This is a genomic window from Amycolatopsis sp. NPDC005003 (assembly GCF_053600695.1).
In genome coordinates this window covers 378,287-399,050 of record NZ_JBSGAI010000001.1, presented here as the reverse complement: position 1 = coordinate 399,050, position 20,764 = coordinate 378,287, and the positions used below count along the sequence as shown (strand labels likewise).

General features: G+C 72.0%; 21 protein-coding genes. 9 read left to right on the top strand and 12 right to left on the bottom strand.

Features of this window, described 5'->3' with window-relative positions:
- Positions 1-171 precede the first annotated feature (171 nt).
- From pqqB to ACWED2_RS01955, 6 genes are all read right to left on the bottom strand, one after another.
- Entirely contained in the window at positions 172-996 is an 825-nt protein-coding gene (pqqB, locus tag ACWED2_RS01980) for a pyrroloquinoline quinone biosynthesis protein PqqB (protein WP_449688541.1), read from the bottom strand.
- Positions 993-2,057, bottom strand: a complete 1,065-nt coding sequence (gene pqqE / locus ACWED2_RS01975; RefSeq protein WP_449688540.1) for a pyrroloquinoline quinone biosynthesis protein PqqE — start codon at positions 2,055-2,057, stop codon at positions 993-995. Before pqqE ends, pqqB begins: the two co-directional genes overlap by 4 nt.
- The gene (gene pqqD, locus ACWED2_RS01970; protein WP_449688539.1) at positions 2,048-2,314 is read right to left on the bottom strand and encodes a pyrroloquinoline quinone biosynthesis peptide chaperone PqqD; all 267 of its coding nucleotides are present in this window, start codon (positions 2,312-2,314) and stop codon (positions 2,048-2,050) included. The genes pqqE and pqqD overlap by 10 nt, the downstream gene beginning before the upstream one ends.
- A complete protein-coding gene (gene pqqC, locus ACWED2_RS01965) occupies positions 2,311-3,000 on the bottom strand; it encodes a pyrroloquinoline-quinone synthase PqqC (RefSeq protein WP_449688538.1) in 690 nt (229 codons plus the stop codon). The genes pqqD and pqqC overlap by 4 nt, the downstream gene beginning before the upstream one ends.
- Positions 3,001-3,003: 3 nt before the next feature.
- Complete coding sequence (pqqA, locus tag ACWED2_RS01960; protein ID WP_043776987.1) at positions 3,004-3,090, bottom strand: pyrroloquinoline quinone precursor peptide PqqA; 87 nt, start codon at positions 3,088-3,090, stop codon at positions 3,004-3,006.
- A gap of 107 nt (positions 3,091-3,197) precedes the next feature.
- Complete coding sequence (locus ACWED2_RS01955) at positions 3,198-4,562, bottom strand: WS/DGAT/MGAT family O-acyltransferase (RefSeq protein ID WP_449688537.1); 1,365 nt, start codon at positions 4,560-4,562, stop codon at positions 3,198-3,200.
- 80 nt (positions 4,563-4,642) lie between these two features.
- Here ACWED2_RS01955 and ACWED2_RS01950 point away from each other — a divergent pair, with 80 nt between their 5' ends.
- The 6 genes from ACWED2_RS01950 to ACWED2_RS01925 all read left to right on the top strand — a co-directional run bounded on the left by ACWED2_RS01950 (position 4,643) and on the right by ACWED2_RS01925 (position 12,691).
- Entirely contained in the window at positions 4,643-5,821 is a 1,179-nt protein-coding gene (locus ACWED2_RS01950) for an NAD(P)/FAD-dependent oxidoreductase (protein ID WP_449688536.1), read from the top strand.
- A 71-nt stretch (positions 5,822-5,892) separates the two neighbouring features.
- Complete coding sequence (locus tag ACWED2_RS01945) at positions 5,893-7,488, top strand: thiamine pyrophosphate-binding protein (protein WP_449688643.1); 1,596 nt, start codon at positions 5,893-5,895, stop codon at positions 7,486-7,488.
- A complete protein-coding gene (locus tag ACWED2_RS01940) occupies positions 7,485-9,503 on the top strand; it encodes a hydantoinase/oxoprolinase family protein (RefSeq protein ID WP_449688535.1) in 2,019 nt (672 codons plus the stop codon). The genes ACWED2_RS01945 and ACWED2_RS01940 overlap by 4 nt, the downstream gene beginning before the upstream one ends.
- A complete protein-coding gene (locus tag ACWED2_RS01935) occupies positions 9,500-11,200 on the top strand; it encodes a hydantoinase B/oxoprolinase family protein (protein WP_449688534.1) in 1,701 nt (566 codons plus the stop codon). Before ACWED2_RS01940 ends, ACWED2_RS01935 begins: the two co-directional genes overlap by 4 nt.
- 2 nt (positions 11,201-11,202) lie before the next feature.
- Positions 11,203-11,988 (top strand): SDR family NAD(P)-dependent oxidoreductase, encoded by a 786-nt coding sequence (locus tag ACWED2_RS01930; protein WP_449688533.1) that lies wholly within the window; start codon positions 11,203-11,205, stop codon positions 11,986-11,988.
- Positions 11,989-11,992: 4 nt separating this feature from the next.
- Positions 11,993-12,691: a GntR family transcriptional regulator gene (locus ACWED2_RS01925; RefSeq protein WP_449688532.1), complete on the top strand. Its 699-nt coding sequence runs from the start codon at positions 11,993-11,995 to the stop codon at positions 12,689-12,691.
- Here the strand turns inward: ACWED2_RS01925 and ACWED2_RS01920 are convergent.
- The gene (locus tag ACWED2_RS01920; RefSeq protein ID WP_449688531.1) at positions 12,660-12,893 is read right to left on the bottom strand and encodes a hypothetical protein; all 234 of its coding nucleotides are present in this window, start codon (positions 12,891-12,893) and stop codon (positions 12,660-12,662) included. The genes ACWED2_RS01925 and ACWED2_RS01920 overlap by 32 nt on opposite strands.
- Before the next feature lie 85 nt (positions 12,894-12,978).
- On the opposite strand from ACWED2_RS01920, the gene ACWED2_RS01915 reads away from it, so the two are divergent.
- Positions 12,979-13,965 carry a DUF5937 family protein gene (locus ACWED2_RS01915; RefSeq protein ID WP_449688530.1) on the top strand — a complete coding sequence of 329 codons (987 nt, stop codon included), beginning with the start codon at positions 12,979-12,981 and terminating at the stop codon, positions 13,963-13,965.
- On the opposite strand, the gene ACWED2_RS01910 is transcribed toward ACWED2_RS01915, so the two are convergent.
- Positions 13,955-15,874 (bottom strand): NPCBM/NEW2 domain-containing protein, encoded by a 1,920-nt coding sequence (locus tag ACWED2_RS01910; RefSeq protein WP_449688529.1) that lies wholly within the window; start codon positions 15,872-15,874, stop codon positions 13,955-13,957. The two genes, ACWED2_RS01915 and ACWED2_RS01910, sit on opposite strands and share 11 nt — an antisense overlap.
- Before the next feature lie 160 nt (positions 15,875-16,034).
- Between ACWED2_RS01910 and ACWED2_RS01905 the strand changes: the two genes are divergently transcribed.
- Positions 16,035-17,216 (top strand): CaiB/BaiF CoA transferase family protein, encoded by a 1,182-nt coding sequence (locus tag ACWED2_RS01905; RefSeq protein WP_449688528.1) that lies wholly within the window; start codon positions 16,035-16,037, stop codon positions 17,214-17,216.
- 35 nt (positions 17,217-17,251) lie between these two features.
- Positions 17,252-18,520, top strand: a complete 1,269-nt coding sequence (locus ACWED2_RS01900; protein WP_449688527.1) for an aminotransferase family protein — start codon at positions 17,252-17,254, stop codon at positions 18,518-18,520.
- 99 nt (positions 18,521-18,619) lie between these two features.
- On the opposite strand, the gene ACWED2_RS01895 is transcribed toward ACWED2_RS01900, so the two are convergent.
- The 4 genes from ACWED2_RS01895 to ACWED2_RS01880 all read right to left on the bottom strand — a co-directional run bounded on the left by ACWED2_RS01895 (position 18,620) and on the right by ACWED2_RS01880 (position 20,686).
- The gene (locus tag ACWED2_RS01895) at positions 18,620-19,036 is read right to left on the bottom strand and encodes a VOC family protein (RefSeq protein ID WP_449688642.1); all 417 of its coding nucleotides are present in this window, start codon (positions 19,034-19,036) and stop codon (positions 18,620-18,622) included.
- Positions 19,036-19,233 (bottom strand): hypothetical protein, encoded by a 198-nt coding sequence (locus tag ACWED2_RS01890; protein WP_004561810.1) that lies wholly within the window; start codon positions 19,231-19,233, stop codon positions 19,036-19,038. Before ACWED2_RS01890 ends, ACWED2_RS01895 begins: the two co-directional genes overlap by 1 nt.
- 132 nt (positions 19,234-19,365) lie before the next feature.
- Positions 19,366-19,869, bottom strand: coding sequence for a GNAT family N-acetyltransferase (locus tag ACWED2_RS01885; RefSeq protein WP_449688526.1), 504 nt, complete (start codon positions 19,867-19,869; stop codon positions 19,366-19,368).
- Positions 19,870-19,900: 31 nt separating this feature from the next.
- Entirely contained in the window at positions 19,901-20,686 is a 786-nt protein-coding gene (locus ACWED2_RS01880; RefSeq protein WP_449688525.1) for an IclR family transcriptional regulator, read from the bottom strand.
- Positions 20,687-20,764: the final 78 nt, after the last annotated feature.

The window sequence follows — 20,764 nt, the reverse complement described above, 5'->3', positions numbered from 1 at the left end:
AGCGGCGCGTGGCGGGGTGGTGCGGTTCGCTTGTCGGGATCGGGCGGTGAGGGCTGGTGCAGGTGGCCGCTGAGTGGCGCGCGGCGGGATGGCGCAGGGCGGCCGCCGGTGGTGGGTGATGCGCGGGACCCGGTGGGCGCATGGCTTCAGCCAACCACCGCTGTCAACGGCTTAAAGTAGGTACCTCGTGCCGTCCCCCGGCAGTGCGGCCCCCGCCGCCAGCACCGCCGCGTGCTCGGCCGATGCCGGGTCCAGGGCCGGGTTCGTGTTGTTCAGGTGCGTGTACGCCCACGGCCGCCCAGCTACCCGGGGCAGGCTCGCCGTGATCGGCAGGTGGCCCATTGCGAGCTGGTCCGGTCCGCCGACCCCGGCCATCTCGTCCGGCGCGTAGAACGTGCCGTCCAGCAACACGAGCGACGCGTCCGCCACGAACTCGTCGAACCCGGGCGGCCAGCTGCGCAGGCACGGCGCGTACACCAGCACCCCGCCCGTCGCCGGGTCCGAGATGCGGTAGGCGACCACCCAGGGCCCGTCCGCACCCGAGGCGTACTTCGGCCGCTTGTCGCTCACCGGCAGCGCCTCGACCCGCAACCCCGGAATGTCCACAACAGACGAATACGTCCAGCCGCCGTAACCGTCCAGCACGGAAACGAACGGCGAGAGTGCCGACAGCGCCGCCGGCGGCGCCCACACCGGGAGCCCGCCCGACTCGCGCAGCATCAGCAGGCCCAGCGAATGATCGAGTTCGGCGTCCGTCAGCAGCACCCCGCGCAGCGGGATCTCGCGCGGCCCCGGACCGGCCCGCAGCTCCGGCGTCCCGAGCAGCTGTGCCCGGATGTCCGGGGAACAGTTCAGCAGGTACCAGCCGGCGCCGTCCGCGCTGATCGCGACGCAGTCCTGGGTGCGTGGCGGCAGCCCCGAAACGCAGAGCCGGCACGCGCAATTCCACTGTGGACACCCACCGCCCGCCGCGGTGCCCAGCAGGATCACCTTCACCGGCGCATGACCAGGTCGGAAACCTCGGGGCGGGACAAGACAAGATCGACCACAGAACGCTGGGGCGACCGCGAACACACCGGGTCCGTCGCCGCCGCGTCGCCGGTGAGCAGGAACGCCTGGCAGCGGCAGCCGCCGAAGTCGAGGCCGCGGCGGTCGCACGTGCGGCACGGCTCGCTCATCCAGTCCTCGCCCCGATAGGCGTTGAACGACGACGAGCGGTACCAGATCTCGGCCAGCGGCGTGTCCCGCACCGAAGACAGCGAAAGCGTCGAGATGGCCGACGCCGCCGGGCACGGCAGCACCGTCCCGTCCGGCGCCACCGTCAGCTGCCGCGCACCCCAGCCGTACATGCACGGCTTCGGGTACGGCTCGTGGTAGTCGGCGACGACGTAGACGATCTCCATCGTCCCGCGCAGCCGGGCAACCGCCGCGCGTACCACCGGCTCCGCCGCGGCAAGCTGGGCAGCGGTCGGCATCAGCGCGTCCCGGTTGCGCAGCGCCCAGCCGTAGTACTGCGTGTTCGCCAGCTCCAGCCGGTCCGCGCCCATCCGCTCGGCCAGCTCGATGATCCCGGCCAGCTGGTCGTGGTTCTGCCGGTGCAGCACCACGTTCAGCGACAGCGGCAGCCCGGCCGCCTTCACCAAAGAAGCCGCGGCCAGCTTCCGGTCGAAAGCCTTCGCCCCGGCCAGCAGATCGGACCGCTCCCGGGTCGCGCCCTGCGCCGAAAGCTGGACGTGCGCCAGCCCGCGCGCAACGAGGTCGTCGAGCCGCGAAGGCGTCAGGCCGAGCCCCGAAGTGACCAGGTTGACGTAGCAGCCGAGCCCGTGTGCGTGCGCCACCAGCGAAGGCAGATCCGGCCGGAGCAGTGGCTCGCCGCCGGACATGTGCACCTGCAGCACACCCAGTTCCCGCGCCTGCGACAGCACCGACAGCCACTCCTCGGTGGACAGTTCGGCGGCGCGCGAAGTCAGCTCGACCGGGTTCGAGCAATAAGGACAGTGCAGCGGGCAGCGGTGGGTCAGCTCGGCCAGCAGGCCGAGCGGCGGGCTCACGTCCATGCGACCACCCGCCGTTCCCCGAGCCGGGTCAGCACGGACACGACGTCCTGCGCGACCACGCCGGAGTAGCGCTCGGAAAGCGCCGTCGTGATCTCGCCGACGGACCGGGCGCCGTCGCAGAGCTCGAGCACGGCCGCCGCGGTCGGGTTCGGCACCAGGACGCCTTCGGGGAAGAGCAGCACGTGCGTCTCCCGGACGTGGTCGAAGGACAGCCGCACGCCGCGGCGCAGCTGCGGAACCGAATCGGCGGTGATCACGCGGCCGCCCGCTCGATCGCGTCGAGCATCGACCACAGCACGTCGCACTTGAACGACAGCGCGGCGATCGCGCGGTCCTGTTGTTCGCGCGTGACGCAGTGGCGCACCACGATGTCGAGGGTGTCCTTGCCTTCGCCGGAAACCTTGTCGATCCGGTTGGTGAAGTAGGCCAGGTCGTCCGGCGCGATCCACGCATAATGAGCGAGCATGTCCGCCACCCGCCGCTGCATCAGGTGCCCGGCGAACATCTCGGTCAGCCCGGAAGCGACGGCCTCCCACCACGGCTTCGTCCGCGCGAAGGTCACGTAGGCGTCCACGGCGAACCGGACGCCGGGAGCGACGTGCCGCTCGTCGAGCACCTCGTCGCGGCTCAGGCCGACGGCCGTGCAGAGGCGCAGCCAGCGTTCGATCCCGCCGGTGCCGGCGCTCACGCCGTCGTGGTAGACGATCCGGTCGAGCCACTGGCGGCGGATCTCCGGCACCGGGCAGTTGCTGATGATCGCCGCGTCCTTCTGGGGCAGCACGCACTGGTAGTACCAGCGGTTCGCCGCCCAGATCCGCAGCGCGCGCTCGTCGAGCTCGCCCGCGTGCAGCCGGCGGTGGAACGGGTGCGTGCCCCAGTACCGGCCGGAAAGACCGCGCAGCGCGTCGATGAATGCGCTTTCCGGCAGTGGCTCGACCGGCATCCGTCAGTCCGCCATGCGGGCCGCGTAGGCGGTGACCTCCATCGGGGTTTCGTACTCGACGAAGTCCGGGGTCGTCCACTCCTCGGTCATGGCCTGCTCCTCTCTCCGGGGGTGATCATCGCCACCCTAGGAGCGCGCCACGGAGCTGACCAGCGAGTTCGGAAAGATTCCTTCCGATGGGGGAGCCGGTGAGCGGGCTACCTCACCGCGGCTTCGAGTTCCACCAACGCGGTGTCGAGGTGGGTCAGGATCCGCTGCAGGTGCGGGACGCTTCGGCGGCACCCGGTGACGCCGAAGTCGAGGTTGTCGCCGTTGCTGGTCAGCGTGATGTTCACGGCCTGGCCGTCCAGCAGCACCGACGCCGGGTAGATGCCGTCCAGCTGGGCGCCGTTCCAGTACATCTGCTTGCGCGGGCCGGGCACGTTCGAGATCACCAGGTTGAACGGCGGCCGCGTGTTCTTGACGATGCCCGGGATCGGCGACACGCCGAGCTGCGCGACGTTCACAGCCGACAGCAGCAGCGTCTGCAACGGCGTCAGCTCGGAGAACAGCCGCTTGCCGTTGCGCATCGACTGGTGGATCGTGACGAGCCGCTTGCCCGCGTCCGGCAGGTCGGTGGCCAGGTTGCACAGCAGCGCGCCGATGTTGTTGCCGGCCGCCTCGCCGGGGTCGTTCTGGCGGCGCAGCGACACCGGCACCATCGCGATGAGCGGTGCGTCCGGCAGCGCCCGCTGTTCGATGAGGTAGTCGCGCAGCGCGCCCGAGCACATCGCGAGCACGACGTCGTTGCGCGACACGCCGGCCGCGGTCGCCACCTGCCGGACGCGGTCGAGCGACCACGACTGCGCCGCGAACCGCCGCGCGCCGCCGATCGGCACGTTGAGCATCGTCTTCGGCGCCTGGCCCGGCAGGGTGATGGTGTGCTCGCCGAACGCCTCCCGCGCCACCTTCATCGCGGCCGGGGCCAGGCTCGCGAGCTGGTTGGCGGTCTTCCGAGCCGTCCCGAGCAGTGACCGCGGGCGCTTCTCGCGCTCTTCGCCGGGCTTGTGCCGGGTCCCCCACCACGGCGGGCAATCCAGGTCCGCCGGGTCGTCCGACAGCGTGCCCTGCAGCTGGCGCAGCGCCGAGACGCCGTCCATCAGCGCGTGGTGGACCTTGGTGTAGACGGCGAACCGGCCGTCGGCCAGCCCCTCGATGAGGTGGGTCTCCCAGAGCGGCCGGTGCCGGTCGAGCAGGGTGCCGTGCCAGCGTGACGTCAGCTCCAGCAGCTCGCGGACGCGACCCGGTTGCGGCAGCGCCGAGTGCCGGAAGTGGTAGTCGAGCTCGAGCTCGGTGTCGTTCGCCCAGGCCACGTGGCCCATGGTGTTGACCGGCCGCGCGGGGCGGCGCCGGAACACCGAGCGGATGTTGTCCGATTCGAGGAGGTTGCTCCGGACGTCGCGGAGGTAGTCGTCGCCGGCGCCCTCGGGTTTCTTGAACAGCTGCAGACCGCCCACGTGCATCGGATGCTCGCGCGTTTCGACGAGGAGGAACATCGAATCGGTCACGGGCATCATCGCCATGGGACATCACCTCTCGAGCTCGGCACGCCGACTCTACGCGCTCGGCGGCCGCCGGTGGATCACGTTCTACTCTGGCGAGTATGACCGCCCGCGGCGCAGGGGAAACGTCCTTGCCACCGATGGCCGAATGCGTCGTGATCGGCGGTGGCGTCATCGGCGTCAGCTGCGCGTTCCGGCTCGCCGAAGCCGGCGTCGACGTGCTGCTGCTCGACCGCGGCGAGCTGGGCGGCGGCTCGACGGCGAAGGCCGCGGGCGGCGTCCGCTCGTCGTTCACCAGCCGCGTCAACGTCGAGCTCGGCCTGCGCGGGCTCGCCGCGTACAGCGCTTTCTCCCGCGACTTCGGCACCGAGATCGACTTCCGCCGTGACGGCTACCTCTACCTCGTCACCGAACCGGCCGACGTACCCGCGTTCGAACGCTGCGCCGAACTCCAGCGCGAGCACGGCGTCCGCAGCCACCTGCTCGACCCGGCCGAAGCGAAGAAGGTGCTCCCCCTGGTGGAGACCGACGGGGTCGTGGCCGCCCTCTGGTCGCCGGACGACGCCAAGGCGACCCCGGACGCGGTGGTCCAGGGTTACGCGAAGGCGGCCCGCGCGCACGGCGCGAAGCTGCGGACCGGCGTCGAGGTCACCGGGATCGAGCGCGACGGCGACACGCTGACCGGCGTCGTCACGACGGCGGGGGTCGTCGGAACCGGCGCCGTGGTGTGCGCGGCCGGCGCGTGGTCGGGCCGGATCGGCGAGCTGGCCGGGCTGGACCTGCCGGTGCGCCCGTACCGGCGGCAGGTCGTGTTCACCGGGCCGGTGCCCGGGCTGCCGGAATCGGTTCCGCTCACCATCGAGATGCCGTCGGCCTTCTACTTCCACCGCGAGGGACCCGGCCTGGCGATGTCGTTCTCCGACGGCGACGGCGTCCCCGGGTTCGACACCCGCTACGAACCCGGCGAGTGGCTGCCGCGGCTGGCCGGGCTGGCGGGCCGCCGGATCCCCGCCGTGCTCGACGCCGGCATCCGGACGGCCTGGGCCGGGCTGTACGAAACGACCCCGGACCGCAACCAGATCATCGGGGAAAGCGTCCTGCTGTCGCGGTTCTTCTACGCGACCGGGTTCTCGGGGCACGGCTTCCAGATGGGCCCGGCCACCGGCGAGCTGATCCGGGACCTCTACCTGGGCCGACGGCCGGCGGTGGACCTCGCCGAGCTCGACGTCCGGCGGTTCGAAACCGTCGATACCGCACCGGCGGAGCACAACATCGTCTAGGGGTCGATTGCCAGATCGTTCAACGATCTGGCAGTATCCGAGCCGTGGCTGTGAGTGGTGCTCGGGAGCTGGTGGACGCGCTGGAAGCGCTCGGAACGGAGATCGTCTTCGGCCTTCCGGGGGTGCACAACCTGCCACTGTGGGAGGCGCTCGGTGAAACCCGCATCAAGCTGGTCGGAGTTCGCCACGAACAGACCGCCGGGTATGCCGCCGACGGCTACGCCCGCGCCACCGGCAAGCTCGGCGTCGCGCTGGTCACCACCGGCCCGGGCGCGGCGAACACGCTCGGCGCGGTCGGCGAGGCCATGGCGTCCGCGGCGCCGGTGCTGGTGATCGCCACCGACATCCCCTCGACGCTGCGGCGGCCCGGCGTCGTCCGCGGCGTGCTGCACGAGACGTCCGACCAGCAGGCGATGTTCGCGCCGGTGACCAAGGGCGGCTTCACCGTGCGGGCGCCCGACCAGATCGGCACCACGGTCCACCGCGCCGCCCGGCTCGCGCAGCTGCCGCAGAGCGGCCCGGTCTACCTCGGCGTGCCCACCGACTACCTGCGCGAACAGGTGCCGCACCGGCGCCCGCCCGCTCCGCACCGCAAGCCGGACGTCGACGTCCCCGACCTCGCGCGGGCCGAGGCGATGCTGTCCGACGCGCGGCACCCGCTGATCTGGGCCGGTGGCGGCGCGCTGCGCTCGGGCGCGGGCGACGCGATCGGCGCCCTCGCCGAGAAGCTCGCCGCGCCGGTGATCACCACGTTCGCCGCCCGCGGGCTGCTCCCGCTCGACCACCCGTGCCTGGCCCCGAACCCGGTGCACACGCCGGAGGTCGGCGAGCTGTGGGACGAGGCCGACGTCGTGCTCGCCATCGGCACCGACTTCGACGGCCTGATGACGCAGAACTGGCGGATGCCCAAGCCGCCCCGGCTGATCGCGGTCAACGTCGACGCCGACGACGCCGCCAAGAACTACCAGCCCGACCTCACGCTGGTCGGGGACGCGCGCTCGATCGTCGAGCGGCTGCTGCCGAAGCAGCGCGACGGGCTCGACGACATCACGCTGCGGCTGGCCGGCATCGGACGGCGCGTGCGCCAGCGCATCCGCGACGAAGAGCCGCAGGCCTACGACTTCCTGTCCACTTTGGACGAGGTGCTGCCGACGGACGCCGTGCTGGTGTCGGACATGTGCGTCGCCGGGTACTGGGTCGGCGGCTTCCACCGGGTGCGGGCACCACGCAAGCTCGCCTACCCGATGGGCTGGGGCACCCTCGGCTACGGCTTCCCGGCGTCGCTCGGCGCGGCCGCGGCCGGCACCGGGCGGGCCATCTGCATCACCGGTGACGGCGGGTTCCTCTACAACTGCGGCGACCTGGCGACGCTCGCGCAGGAACAGCTGCCGGTCACCGTCGTCCTGGTCGACGACGGCGGGTACGGGATGCTGCGCTACGACCAGGACCGCGAGGGCCTGCCGCACCGCGGCGTCGACTGGGACAGCCCGGACTTCGTCGGCCTGGCCCGGTCGTTCGGGGTGCACGCCGACCGCGTCTCCGGCTTCGGGCGGGCCTTCCGGCGGCTGCTCGGCGAGTTCGTCGAGTCCGACGAGCCGAACGTGCTGGTCGTGAAGGCGAAGCTCAAGCCGCCGCTGAACACCTCGCCGCGGTGGTACCGGACATGAGGATCGGCGTCGACATCGGTGGCACGTTCACCGACCTCTGCGCGGTGGACGCGACCGGGATCGTCGCCGTCGGCAAGGTCCTGACCACGCACGACGAACCGGCCCGGGCGGTCGAGGAGGGCTTGGCGGCCCTGCTCCCGGACCTCTCGGCCGTCGAGCAGGTGGTGCACGGGACGACGCTGGTCACGAACGCACTGATCGAGCGCACGGGCTCGCGGACGGCGCTGCTGGCCACCGCGGGCTTCCGCGACGTGCTGGAGATGCGCCGCGAGCACCGGTACGAGCTGTACGACCTGCACCTGGAACTGCCCGCGCCGCTCGTGCCCCGGCACCTGCGGTTCGACGTCCCGGAGCGGATCCTCGCCGACGGGTCCGTCCACACCGGACTCGACGAGGAGCACGTGGCCCGGCTCGGCCGGGAGCTGGCGGACCGCGGGATCGAGGCCGTCGCGGTCTGCTTCCTGCACGCGTTCACCAACCCGGCGCACGAGCGGCGCGTGGCCGAGATCCTCGCCGAGGTCGCGCCCTCGCTGCGGGTGGCGCTCTCCTCCGACGTCGTGCCCGAGATCCGCGAGTTCGAGCGGGCGTCGACCACGGTCGCCAACGTCTACGTCCAGGACCTCACCGAGCGCTACCTGCGCGACCTCGAACAGCGGCTGCACCGGCTGGGCATCGCCCGGGCGCCGCACATCATGCTGTCCAACGGCGGTCTGGCCACCGTGGACACCGCCGCCCGGCACCCGATCCGGATCCTCGAATCCGGCCCCGCGGGCGGGGCGCTGGCGGCCGCGGAGCTGGGGCCGCCGGACCTGCTGGCCTTCGACATGGGCGGCACGACGGCGAAGCTGTGCCTGATCGCCGGCGGCGCACCGCTGGTGACGCACGAGTTCGAAGTGGACCGCAAGTACCGGCTGCTGCCCGGCTCCGGGCTGCCGGTGCGGGTGCCGGTCACCGACATGATCGAGATCGGCGTCGGCGGCGGCTCGATCGCCCGCATCGACGCGCTGGGCCTGCTCACCGTCGGCCCCGATTCGGCCGGGTCCGAGCCCGGCCCGGTCTGCTACGGCCGCGGCGGCACCGAGCCCACGGTCACCGACGCCGACCTCGTCCTCGGCTACCTCGACCCGGGCTACTTCCTCGGCGGTGGCATGCGCCTGGACGCCGAGGCCGCGAGAGCAGTGCTCTCCGAAAAGATTGCTGCTCCGCTCGGGGTGAGTGTCGAAGAGGCCGCCTGGGGCATCCACACCAGCGTCAACGAGGACATGGCCAACGCCGCCCGGGTGCACGCCGTCGAGCGCGGGCACGATCCGGCGAACCTCCCGATGTACACCTTCGGTGGCGCGGGTCCGGTGCACGGTGTCGGCGTCGCGCGGGCGCTCGGGGCGCCGTCGGTCGTCGCGCCGCCCGCCGCCGGGGTGCTCAGCGCGGCCGGGTTCCTGACCGCACCGCTGGCGTTCGACTTCGTGCGGTCCGCGCGCGCGGCCGTCCACGACCTGGCCTGGGAGCAGGTCGACGCGCTGTTCGCCGAGATGGAGGCCGAGGGTGAAGCGCTGTTGGCCAAGTCGGGAGTGGACGACGTGACGCACCACCGCGTCGCCGAGATGCGGTACGCCGGGCAGGGCTACGAGATCCGCGTCCCGGTCCACGACGGCCCCTGGCCGGAAACGCTGATCGACGAGTTCACCCGCACCTACCGCGCGCTCTACCGGCGCACCGGGCCCGAAGTCGGCGTCGAGGTGCTGAACTGGCGGGTCGTGTCGAGCGGGCCGAAACCGGCCGTGACCCTGCGGCCTCCCGTGCAGCCCACGGGCAATGCGCGCAAGGGCACCCGCCAGGCCTACTTCCCATCGACTGGTGGATTTGTCGACACGGCGGTGTTCGACCGGTACCGGCTCGAACCCGGCGCCCGCGTCGACGGACCGGCCATCGTGGAGGAGCGCGAGTCCACTGTGGTCGTCCCACCCGGCGCACACTGCGTCGTCCGGGAGGACGGCGCGCTGGAGGTGACGGTGTGAGCGTCGACCCCATCGTCGTCGGGTTGTTCGGCAACCGCCTGCACTCGATCCTGGCCGAACAGCAGAACGCGCTGGTCAACACGGCCTTCTCCGCCGTCGTGCGCGAGTCGCTCGACCTGGCCTGCGCGGTGTTCGACTCGCGCGGCGAGATGATCGGCCAGTCCGTCGGCGGCACGCCGGGGCACATCAACGCGATGGCGACCGGCATGCACCACTTCGTCGCGCAGTACCCGCCGGAGACCCTCGAACCCGGTGACGTGCTGCTCACCAACGACCCCTGGCAGACCGCGGGCCAGATCAACGACATCACGGTGGCGACCCCGGTGTTCCGCGGCGGCCGGCTGGTCGCGTGGTTCGCGTCGTGCTGCCACGCGCCGGACATCGGTGGACGGCTGGTCTCCGCCGAAGCCCACGAAGTCTTCGAAGAGGGCCTGCGCCTGCCGATCCTGAAGTTCCTCCGCGCGGGCGAGGTCAACACCGATCTGGAGCGGCTGATCCGGGCGAACGTCCGCACCCCCGAAGAGACCATCGGCGACCTGTACGCGCAGGTCACCGGCAACGAGGTCGGCTCGACGAGCCTGCTGCGGCTGCTGGACGAACTCGGCCTCGACAGCCTCGACGACGTCGCCGCCGAGATCATGGACCGCTCGGAGCGGGCGTTGCGCGACGCGCTGCGGCAGCTGCCCGACGGCACGTACACCAACGAGATCGCCACCGACGGCTTCGAGGACGAAGAGATCGTCCTGCGCGTCACGGCCACGGTGGCCGGCGACGAGATCCACCTCGACTTCGCGGGCTCCTCGCCGCAGAGCCGCCGCGGGATCAACGTGGTGCTCAACTACACGCGGGCGTATGCGTCGTTCGCCGTCAAGGCGGCGATCTCGCCGGAGGTGCCGCACAACGCCGGGTCGTTCCGGCCGGTGCACGTCACCGCGCCCGAGGGCTCGGTGCTGAACTGCCTGCCGCCGGCCCCGGTCGCCTCCCGGCACCTGATCGGGCACTTCCTGCCGTCGCTGCTGATCGGCGCGCTGCCGGCCACGGCGATCGCGCCGAGCGCGGACGCGCTGTGGATGACCATCTGGCGCGGGCCCGGCTTCATGCTGAACGTCTTCCAGACCGGCGGGATGGGCGCCCGGGCGGACAAGGACGGCTTGTCCACCACCGGCTTCCCGAGCGGTCTGCGTTCGACGCCCACCGAGGTCATCGAAACCATGGCGCCGCTGGTCCAGCACGCACGCGAGCTGCGCGTGGACTCCGGCGGCGCCGGCCGGTTCCGCGGCGGACTCGGACAGGTGACCACGATGGGCGCACTCGGCGTGCCTTCCTGGAGCGTCAACGGGAACGTCGACCGGGTGCGGGCCGCGGCGTCCGGGGTGGCCGGTGGGGAACCGGGCGCTCCCGGCCGGTTCGGCCTGCGCACCGGGTCGGACCTGGCCGTGAAGAGCCGCGTGCCGCTGTCGTCCGAGTCCGTTGTGGACGTCACGCTGCCGGGCGGCGGCGGGTACGGGCCACCGCGCGAGCGGCCGGTGGCGGCGGTGCTCGCCGACGTCGTCGAGGGGTACGTCTCGGTGGCGGCGGCGCGCGAGGTGTACGGCGTCGAAGTGCGGTACCTCGGGGAGCCGGACGCGCTCGTCCGGCTCCCCGGGGACTACGCGGTGGACGAAGAGCAGACAGCACGACTGAGAGCAGGGCAGTGAACATGGGTCGGTTGGCCGGCAAGGTTGCGGTGGTCTTCGGCGGCGCGCGGGGCATCGGCCTCGCCACGGTGAAGGAGTTCGTCGCCGAAGGCGCGACGGTCTTCGCCGCCGACATCCGTGAGCCCGCGGAGGCGATCGACGGCTGCCGCCACGCCATAGCGGACGCCACCGACGAGGACGCCGTGGCGGCGTTCGTGGCCGGCGTCATGGCCGAGGCCGGTCGCATCGACGTGCTGTTCAACAACGTGGGGATCCACCTCGGCAAGTCCCTTGTGGACACGACGGTGGCCGAGTTCGACCACATCTTCGCGCTGAACGTGCGCGCCGCCTTCCTCGGCACCCGTGCCGTCCTCCCGCACATGATCGAGCGGAAGGCGGGCAGCATCATCACCACGTCGTCCAACGGCGGCGTGATGGGCCGCCCCGGCGACCCGGTGTACAACGCCACCAAGCACGCGCTGGTCGGGCTGACGAAGTCCATCGCCGTCGCCCACGCGCACCAGGGCATCCGGGCCAACACGGTGAACCCGGGCGCGATCGACACCGACATGCTGCGCGGCGTGCTCGCGTCGCCGGAGGAGTTCGAGACCAAGCAGCACCAGCTGGTCGCGAGCACGCCCGCGGCACGCGTCGGCGAGGCCTGGGAGGTCGCGAAGGCCGTGGTGTTCCTGGCGAGCGACGAGTCCCGGTTCGTCAACGGCGTCGTGCTGCCGATCGACGGCGCGAAGGCCGCGGGGGCGATGCCGGGCAACCGGTACAGCCTCGACTTCGAACTCGGCGTCAGGTAGTGCCGTGACCGTCGATGCCTCGGGGCTGGAGAGCGCGCGGCACCTGCTCGAGCGCAGCGGCACGGCCGAGCGGGTGGCGGCGATCCTGCGCCAGTACATCACCGACGGCGTCTTCGCCCCCGGTGAACGGCTGTCCGAGCCGGTGATCAGCTCGGCGCTCGGCGTCTCGCGCAACACGCTGCGCGAGTCGTTCCAGCTGCTCGCCCACGAGCGGCTGGCCGTGCACGAGCTGAACCGCGGCGTGTTCGTGCGCGAACTGACCACTGAGGACATCGAGGACCTCTACGTCGTGCGCCGCGCCACCGAATGCGGGGCCCTGCGCCGCGCGGCCGAACTGTCCACAGTGGATCTTTCGATGGTCGAGCAAGCGCTTCAGGACGGCCGGACGGCGGCGGCGGCCGAGGACTGGCCGTCGGTCGGCACCGCCAGCATCCACTTCCACCAGGCCCTCGCGGACCTGGCCGGCAGCGAGCGCCTGTCCGCGACGATGCGCCAGGTGCTCGCCGAGACCCGGTTGTTCTTCGTGCTCAACGAGAACACCCGCGCGTTCTACGAGCCGTTCCTGGACTGCCACGAACAGATCCTGCGCGACCTGCGCCGCGGCCGGTTCGAGGCCGCGGAGGCCGCGCTGGACCGCTACCTGCGTGACGCCCAGGCCCGGTTGCTCGAACTCAGTGCGCAGCCACCGGGAACACCACGCTGAACGGGTACGGCCGGCGGACGGTGCCGGGGTGGTACCGCCCGTCGGCACCGGCCACCCAGGTGTGCCAGGCGATCGTGCGGACGAGGGAACACGCGCGGTAGCCGACGGCGGCCGGACCGGCGGCGCGGGCCGTGGCGGCCGGTGCCGAGGTGAGCAGCACGGCGGCCACGGCGGCGATGGTCGTCGCACGTCGGAAGCACACCACCCCACTCAACCCCGCGGGAACCTCCGACCGGAAAGGATTCGAGCCGGTTCAAATCCGGCGGCTCCGCTGCTACGGTCGGTGAGTGTTCAAGCTGCGGGTCGACGCCGAGACAGTGGCCAGGACACGGTTTTCCCCATCGCTGGCCGCGGAGTCCCTCGCCTGGCTGAAGCTCGCCGCCGACGCGGGACGGCACCCGGTGTTCGGCGATCCCGGCCCGCTCGCCCGCGGGGCGCTCGCCCACCCCGACGTCGCCCTGCTCCTGGACCTGCTGCCGCGCCCCGGCGAGGTCTACACGCCGGACCTGCTCACCCCGCAGCCGGGCACGGCCACCCGGCCCCGCGACCTGCTCGACGAGCAGATCGCGCGGATCGAGGCGACCACCCAGGACGACGTCGAGACCCAGGTGCTGGCCCACACGCAGGTCCACTGGACCAGACCGGTGCCGGTGGCGGTCCGGCGGAGCGTGGAGTCGGGGACGATGCCCCGGCGCTTGGCCAACGGCCTCGCCCGGTTCTGGCGGGACGCGCTGGCCGACGACTGGGCCGGCCTGCAGGCGGTGCTCGACCGGGACATCACCCACCGCGCGCAGGCCATCGCCCGCCACGGCGTCGGCGGGGTGCTCGGCAGCCTGCACCACACGATCGGCTGGGCCGGCGACGCGATCACGGTCGTGAAGCCGTTCGACGGCGAGGCCGACGTCTCCGGCCGCGAGCTGGTCCTCGCGCCCGGCGTGCTCAGCTGGCCGGTCATCAGCATCCAGATCGACGTCCCCGGCCAGGTCGTCCTCGGCTACCCGGCGCACGGGGTCGGCACGGGCGCCGACCAGCGGCCGGGCCGGATCGCGCCGGTGGTCGGCGCGGCCCGGGCGGCGCTGCTGGCCGACCTCGAACCGCCGCGGTCGACCGCGGAGCTCGCCACCCGGACCGGGTACAGCCCGGGCACCGTCTCCTACCACCTGAGCGCGTTGCACCGGGCGGGCCTGGTCAGCAAGGTCCGCGACGGGCGGTACGTGCTCTACCGGCGCACCGCCCAGGCCGTCGCGCTCCTCGAAGGGGCCTTCAGCACTTGACGTTCGGCCCGATCCAGTCCGCGTACTCGTCCGCCGAACCGTCACCGCCGTCGTCGACGGCGATGGCCAGCTGCTGCACGCCCGTGACCGGGATGGTCAGCTTCTGCGTCGCCGCGCCGCGCCCGACGACGCCGGTCGAGAACAGCTCCCGGCCGTCGCCCAGGACCCGGAACGTCACCGTGGCCTGCGGGCCCGACACGTCGTCGACGCCGTACTGGGTCGAGAACGTCTTGCACGCCCCGCCCAGGTACAGGCGGATCACCGAAGGCGCGTGCACGCCGATCCCGCTGTTCGGCTGGTAACCGACGCCGCCGATCGCCATCGCGCGCCCGTTGGCCACGCTGCCGCGTTCGACCGGGCCGAGCCCGTTCTCGGAGTACAGCCACGGCCGCATGTCCAGGTACGTCGTCCCGGGGCTCGGCGCGGTCACCAGCGGTGCCTCGGCGGAGCCCGCCGCGGACCGCGGGCCGGACTCGCTCGTGTACCCGCCGCTCACCCCGACCAGCACCTTCGCGGCCGGTGCCGCCGTCGGCCGCAGCGTGATGTCGTGCGTGACCGTGCTGCCCGGCGAGACCCGCGGGACGTCGACCTGCGCGGGGCCGTCCAGCTCCCAGCCGGACGGCACGGTGATCGTGTACCGCGCGTCGGTGATCGGGGTGTCGCCGTCGTTGGTCAGCGTCACCGTGCCCGGCACCTCCTGGCCGGCCAGGAAGCCCTCGGGCAGCTCCACGCCCAGCGTCACCAGCGGCTCGGCGGGGGACGGCTGACCCGGCCACACGCGGAGGAACGTCCCGGAATTCCCGCGTGCGGACGTCCGCAGCGTGCCGGTGCTGGTGAGCTCCGCACCGGTCCACAGGTCGCGGACCCGGTAGGCGGACGCCGGCGCGACACCGGATTCCGCGAGGTCGAACGCGATCGTCCGGGCGGTCCAGCCGCGGTTCAGCAGGAGCACGGCGACCGAGCCGTCGGACATCGGCTTCGCCCAGATCTCGGCGTCGCCGAGATCGCGGATCTTGCGGCCCGGGGTGCCCGACCAGTCCTGGTCGACCGCGATCACGTCCCGGTTGCCGATCGTGGCCGGCGGGAACGCCTCGTTCGGCATCAGCGGCGCGTTCATCAGCGCCCACAACGAGAACTGCGCGCGCTGCACCCAGGGGTCGACGATGCTGAAGTTGACGTAGCCGGGGTCGCTCCAGCCGCCGGGGCCGGTGTGCCCGGCGAGCGGGATCTGCTTGTCCATCGCCTGCATCATGGCCGTGAAGTTGTCCGTGAGGTCGGTGTTGAGCTGCCACGTGTGCGCGCCCGCGCCGGGCGCCCACTCCCACGGGCGGTAGCTCCCCGAAAAGGTGTTGATCACGGCGAGGGTGATCGGCCGCCCGGTGGCCTTGAGCGCGTCGCTCATCTTCTTGACCGCCGCCGCGACGCCGTTCTCGCCGCCGCACGTGTCGTAGTCCAGGTAGTCGACGCCCCAGGCCGCGAACGTTTGCGCGTCCAGTTCCTCGTGGTCGCGGGAGCCGGGCATCGCGCTGCCGCAGACCATCGCGCCGGTGCCGCTGTACAGCCCGAACTTCAGGCCGTTGGCGTGCACGTAGGCGATGAGCCCCGGCAGGTCCGGGTACTTGGCGGGATCGGGCACGAGCCTGCCGTCGGCGGCGCGTGTCTTGGCCGCCCAGCACCCCGCGATGTCGACGTAGGTGTAGCCGGCGTCCTTCAGGCCGCTGGTGACCAGCATGTCGACCGCGGCGCGGACCTTCGCGTCGTCGATCCGCGGGCACTGGTTCCAGCCGCGCGACCACGAGATGCCCATGGGCGGCTTCGCGGCGACGACCGGCTCGTCGGCGGCCGCCGGTGCGGCGATCACCGTGCCGAAGGTGAGGAGCGTGAGCAGCAGGACCCCGAACCGTCGCATGGTTCCCTCCCCGGGACTGCGGACAAGATCTCCAGGGTGGCGTGGGGGCGAACCGGGCATGAGGGGAGAAATGCCCGCCTCCGGACGGCGGCTTCCCGAGTCCGCCGGATGCCCGGGGTAGAAAGGGGGACCAGACGCCGAGCCACCCGAGGAGCCGTCGATGACCGCTGATGTCCGCCCGCTGGACGGGATCAAGGTCGTCGACCTCTCCCGCATCCTCGCCGGGCCGTACTGCACGCAGTACCTCGGCGAGATGGGTGCGGACGTGGTGAAGGTCGAGCCGCCGGGCCACGGCGACGACACCCGCGGCTGGGGCCCGCCGTTCGTCGGCGACGAGGCCGTCTACTACCTGGCGGCGAACCGGAACAAGCGCGGGATCGTGCTCGACCTCAAGAGCGACCGCGGCCGCGAGGCGCTGCGGCGGCTGGTCGCGGACGCCGACGTGCTGGTCGAGAACTTCCGGCCGGGCACGCTCGAGAAGTGGGGCATCGGGTACGAGGAGCTGTCCGCGCTGAACCCGCGGCTGATCCACGTGTCGATCACCGGGTTCGGGCAGACCGGCCCGTACCGCGACCGCGCGGGCTACGACCTGGTGGCGCAGGCCCTCGGCGGCGTGATGTCGCTGACCGGCGAGCCGGACGGCGCGCCGGCGAAGGCCGGGCTGCCGGTGGCCGACCTGAACGCGGGGACGTGGGCGATCATCGGTGTGCTGATGGCGCTGCAGGCCCGGCACGCGACCGGCCGCGGCCAGTACCTCGATGTGTCCCTTTTGGACAGCCAGCTGGCCTGGCACGTGTATGCGGCGGGCGCTGTGTTCTACGACGCGCCACGCCCACGCCGGATGGGCTCGGCGCACCCGAGCATCGTCCCGTACCAGGGCTACCACGTCGCCGACGGCTGGCTGGTCATCGCGGTCGGCAGCGAGAAGCTGTGGCACGCGTTCTGCGGGGTGCTCGGCCTGGACATCGCCACCGACCCGCGGTTCTCGTCGAACGCCGCGCGCTCGGCTCATCGCGACCTGCTCAACTCGCTTTTGGAGCCGGTGCTCCTGAAGCGCACGGCGGCGGAGTGGATGAAGGCGTTCGACGCGGCGGGCATCCCGGCGGCCCCGGTCAACGAGATCGACGACGTCTACGCGGACCCGTGGGCGGCCGCGCGCGAGCAGGTGGTGCGCCTGCCGCACCCGACGGTGGGGACGTACGTCGGCACCGGCTTCCCGGTGAAGGCGTCGGACACCCCGGCCCGGCCCACCTCCGCGCCGCCGACCCTCGGCCAGCACACCGCGGAAGTGCTGGCCGAGCTGGGGTACTCGACGGCGGAGATCGCGGAGTTCCTGGACTGATGGTAGGGATGGGGGCAGGACCGGAGGAGGACCCGATGTCAGCACAGCACGCCCTGTGGCACCCGTTCGCCGACATGGGCGCGGTCGACGGCGACCGGATGGTCATCACGCGCGGCGAGGGCTCGTACGTCTGGGACGACGCGGGCCGCCGGTACTTCGACGCGACGGCGTCGCTCTGGTACGCGAACTTCGGCCACGGCCGTCCCGAGATCACCGAAGCCGTCTCCCGCCAGCTGGGGGAGCTCGACTCGTGGAACCTGTTCGGCTACAACGCGAACCGCCCGGCGATCGAGCTGGCGGACCGCGTGGCGGCCCTGGCCCCGGAGCCGGGCTCGAAGGTGTTCTTCGGCTCGGGCGGCGGCGACGTGATCGACACGGCGGTGAAGCTGGCCCGGGCGTACTTCGCGCAGACGGGCCGTCCGGAGAAGGTCCACGTGATCGGCCGGGCGCAGGGCTACCACGGAACGCACGGTTTCGGCACGGCGGTGGGCGGCATCCCGGCGAACGCGGCGGGCGTCGGCCCCCAGCCACCGGAGTTCTCGCACGTCCCGTTCGACGACGCGGCGGCGCTGGAGGCGGAGATCGCGCGCGTGGGCGCCGCTCGTGTCGCGGCGTTCTTCTGCGAGCCGGTGATCGGCGCGGGCGGCGTGCTGCTGCCGCCGGAGGGCTACCTCGAGGAGGTGGCGGCGATCTGCCGCCGGCACGAGGTGCTGTTCGTGGCGGACTGCGTGATCGCGGCCTGGGGCAGGCTGGGAACGTGGTTCGGGATCGACCGCTGGCCGGTGCGGCCGGACCTGATCACGACGGCGAAGGGCATCACCGGCGGAACGATCCCGCTGGGAGCGCTGGTGGTGGCCCCGCGGGTGGCGGAGCCGTTCTTCACGGGGGCGCCGGGAGCGCCGATCTTCCGCCACGGCCCGACGTACGCCGGGCACCCGGTGGCGTGCGCGGCCGGCCTGGCGACGTTGGACATCTACGAGCGCGAGGGGTTGATCCCGCGCGGCCGCGAGCTGGAGAAGCCCCTGGCGGACGCGGTGTCCTCGGTCGGCGGGCACCCGCTGGTGAAGGAGATCCGGGCCGGCCTGGGTTTCCTGGCGGCGGTGGAGCTGGCGGCGGAGGTCGTGGACGCGGACCCGGGAGCCCCGGTGAAGCTGCAGCGAGCCTGCCGCGACGAGGGCGTGATCGTGCGCAACTTGGGCCGGGGCGTGGCGGTGTCGCCACCGCTGGTGGCGGCGGAACCGGAGCTGGACCTGCTGGCGGCGGCGCTCCCGAAGGCCTTGGACCGCCTGGCCGCACAGGTGTGAGGTCGCGAGTGACTCACTTCGAAGATCCTGAATCGAGTCACTCGCGAAGCTCGGGTCGGCGGCGGCCCCCCAGCCCGCCGCCGACCCGGACCGCCCGGCTCAGGAAACGCAGAACTCGTTCCCTTCCGGGTCGGCCATGGTCACCCAGCTGTGCGGCCCCTGCTGTCCCCGCCACAGGAACTCCGCACCCCGCTCCTTCAGCTTCTCGACCGTCGCTTCGACGTTGTCCGCGCCCACCCAGACATCGACGTGGACCCGGTTCTTCACCGTCTTCTTCTCCGGTACTTCCTGGAACAGGATCCGCCGCGGTGGGCCCTCCGGTGGCGAGTCCGGATGCCGGATCCCCGCCCCCGCTTTCCACACCAGCGATCCCCGGTGGGTCCGGGTCTCCTCCTCCTTGGCGTACCCCTTCGCGATCATCTCGCGGACGAACTCCTCGTCCGTCGGTTCCACGGACCAGCCGAGCGTCTCGGCCCACCAGTCGGCGAGCACGTGCGGATCGGCCGAATCGACCACTACCTGGAAGTCATGCGCCATACCGGCACGTTAACGACCGAGTCCGACATTTTCCGGAGCATCGGGTCCTCGGGCACCACCGTGAAGCGCCACTTGTCCACGCCGCCACCCATGATCTCGGCGTACCGACGAGCACCGTCGGCGTTGGCGAACCGGACCTGCTGGCCGTTCGTCAGGTGGGTGATCTTGACCGCCACGACTACCTCCCGAGTATGTGGGCCGGCCCGCGGAGCTTCCCCCTCCGGGACCGGCAGGCACAGTAGAACACATGTTCGACCGACCGCGCCACTCTCTCCCTCAAGTAGGGGAGCCGCGGGCAAAAGAGCAGGTCAGAGCGGTCGGATCATGGCGACACGCGGCCAGGCGTCCAGGCCGCGGGCGATCTCCGCGCGGCGGATCGAGCGCAGGCCGTCGCCGATTTCCGCGTCCGGGGCGACGCGGAACCGCAGCCGTTCGTAGTACGGCGCGTTCCACGGCACGGTTTCGAACGTCGTGAGCGTCAGCGCCGCCATCCCGCGGGTGCGGGCCCAGTCGGCGAGCGTCTCGATCAGCGCGCTGCCGATTCCCCGCCGCGCGTGCGACGGCCGGACCGACACCTGCTCGATGTGCGCGTGCCCGTCGACGACCTCCGCGACCAGGTAGGCCACCGGCCGGTCCGCGGCGTCGACGCTCACCCACGCGCGTCCGGCGGACTGGTACGCCGCCAGTTCGGGGACCGAGCCCGGGTCGTCGTCGGCGATCGCCGCCATGCCGACGTCGCGGAACAGCGCGCCCGCCTCGCGCTCGACGTCGATCAGCGCGGGCAGGTCGTCGGGACGCGCGAGCCGGATCACCCGGCCAGTTCTACGCCCCCGCGCGGGATCGTCACACCGAATAAGACGAGATCGCCCGCTGGATCCGGATCGCGTACCCCTGCAGGGCGGTGATCGCCGTGTGCCGGGCTTCTTCGGTGATCCGCGCGGCCGGCCCGGCCAGGCTCAGCACGGTGGGCCGCCTGCCGATCGTCTGCACCGGCACCGAACAGGCCCAGACGCCTTCGTCGAGCTCGCCGGAGCTGACCGAGTAGCGGTTCTCCAGCGCCTGCTTCAGCTCGTCGCGCACGGCGGTGCCGCGTTGCTCGACGATCGACGGCAACCGCCGGTCGCGTTCGATCTCCGGCAGCAGCGCCAGCAGCATCTTGCCCGACGCGCCGACGCCGAGCGGCAGCGAATGCCCCGGCTCGAAGGTGAAGCGCATGGCGCGATCGCACTCGACGCGGTCCGCGCAGACGGCGGAGTCGCCGAACTGCTGGAACAGCATCACGGTCTCGCCGAGCTCGTGCGCGGCTTCCTCCATGGCCGGCCGCGCCAGCCGCACCATGTCGTTCGCCAGCTGCGCGGCCCGCGCCAGCGGCATCACCTGGCTGGTCAGGTGGTAGTACCCGGCCCGGCCCTCCTCGAGCAGCTGCAGCTCCTTGAGCAGCGCCACGTACCGGTAGGTCGTCGCCACCGGGGTGCCGATCGTCGCGGCCAGCTCGGCGACGCTCGCCTCCCACCGGCGCTCCGAAAAGGCCAGCAGCAGCTGGAGAACCTTGCGGGAACTGCTGGCACCGGGGGTGCGCCGGGGTGAAGTGGTGGCGGAACCGTCGACGGTACTGACGGCAGGCGTCATCGTGACCTCTCGGTGAGACAAAAACGACCTTCGCTATCACACGGGGTGAATAAATTAGCACGTAGTGTGAAAGGAAGG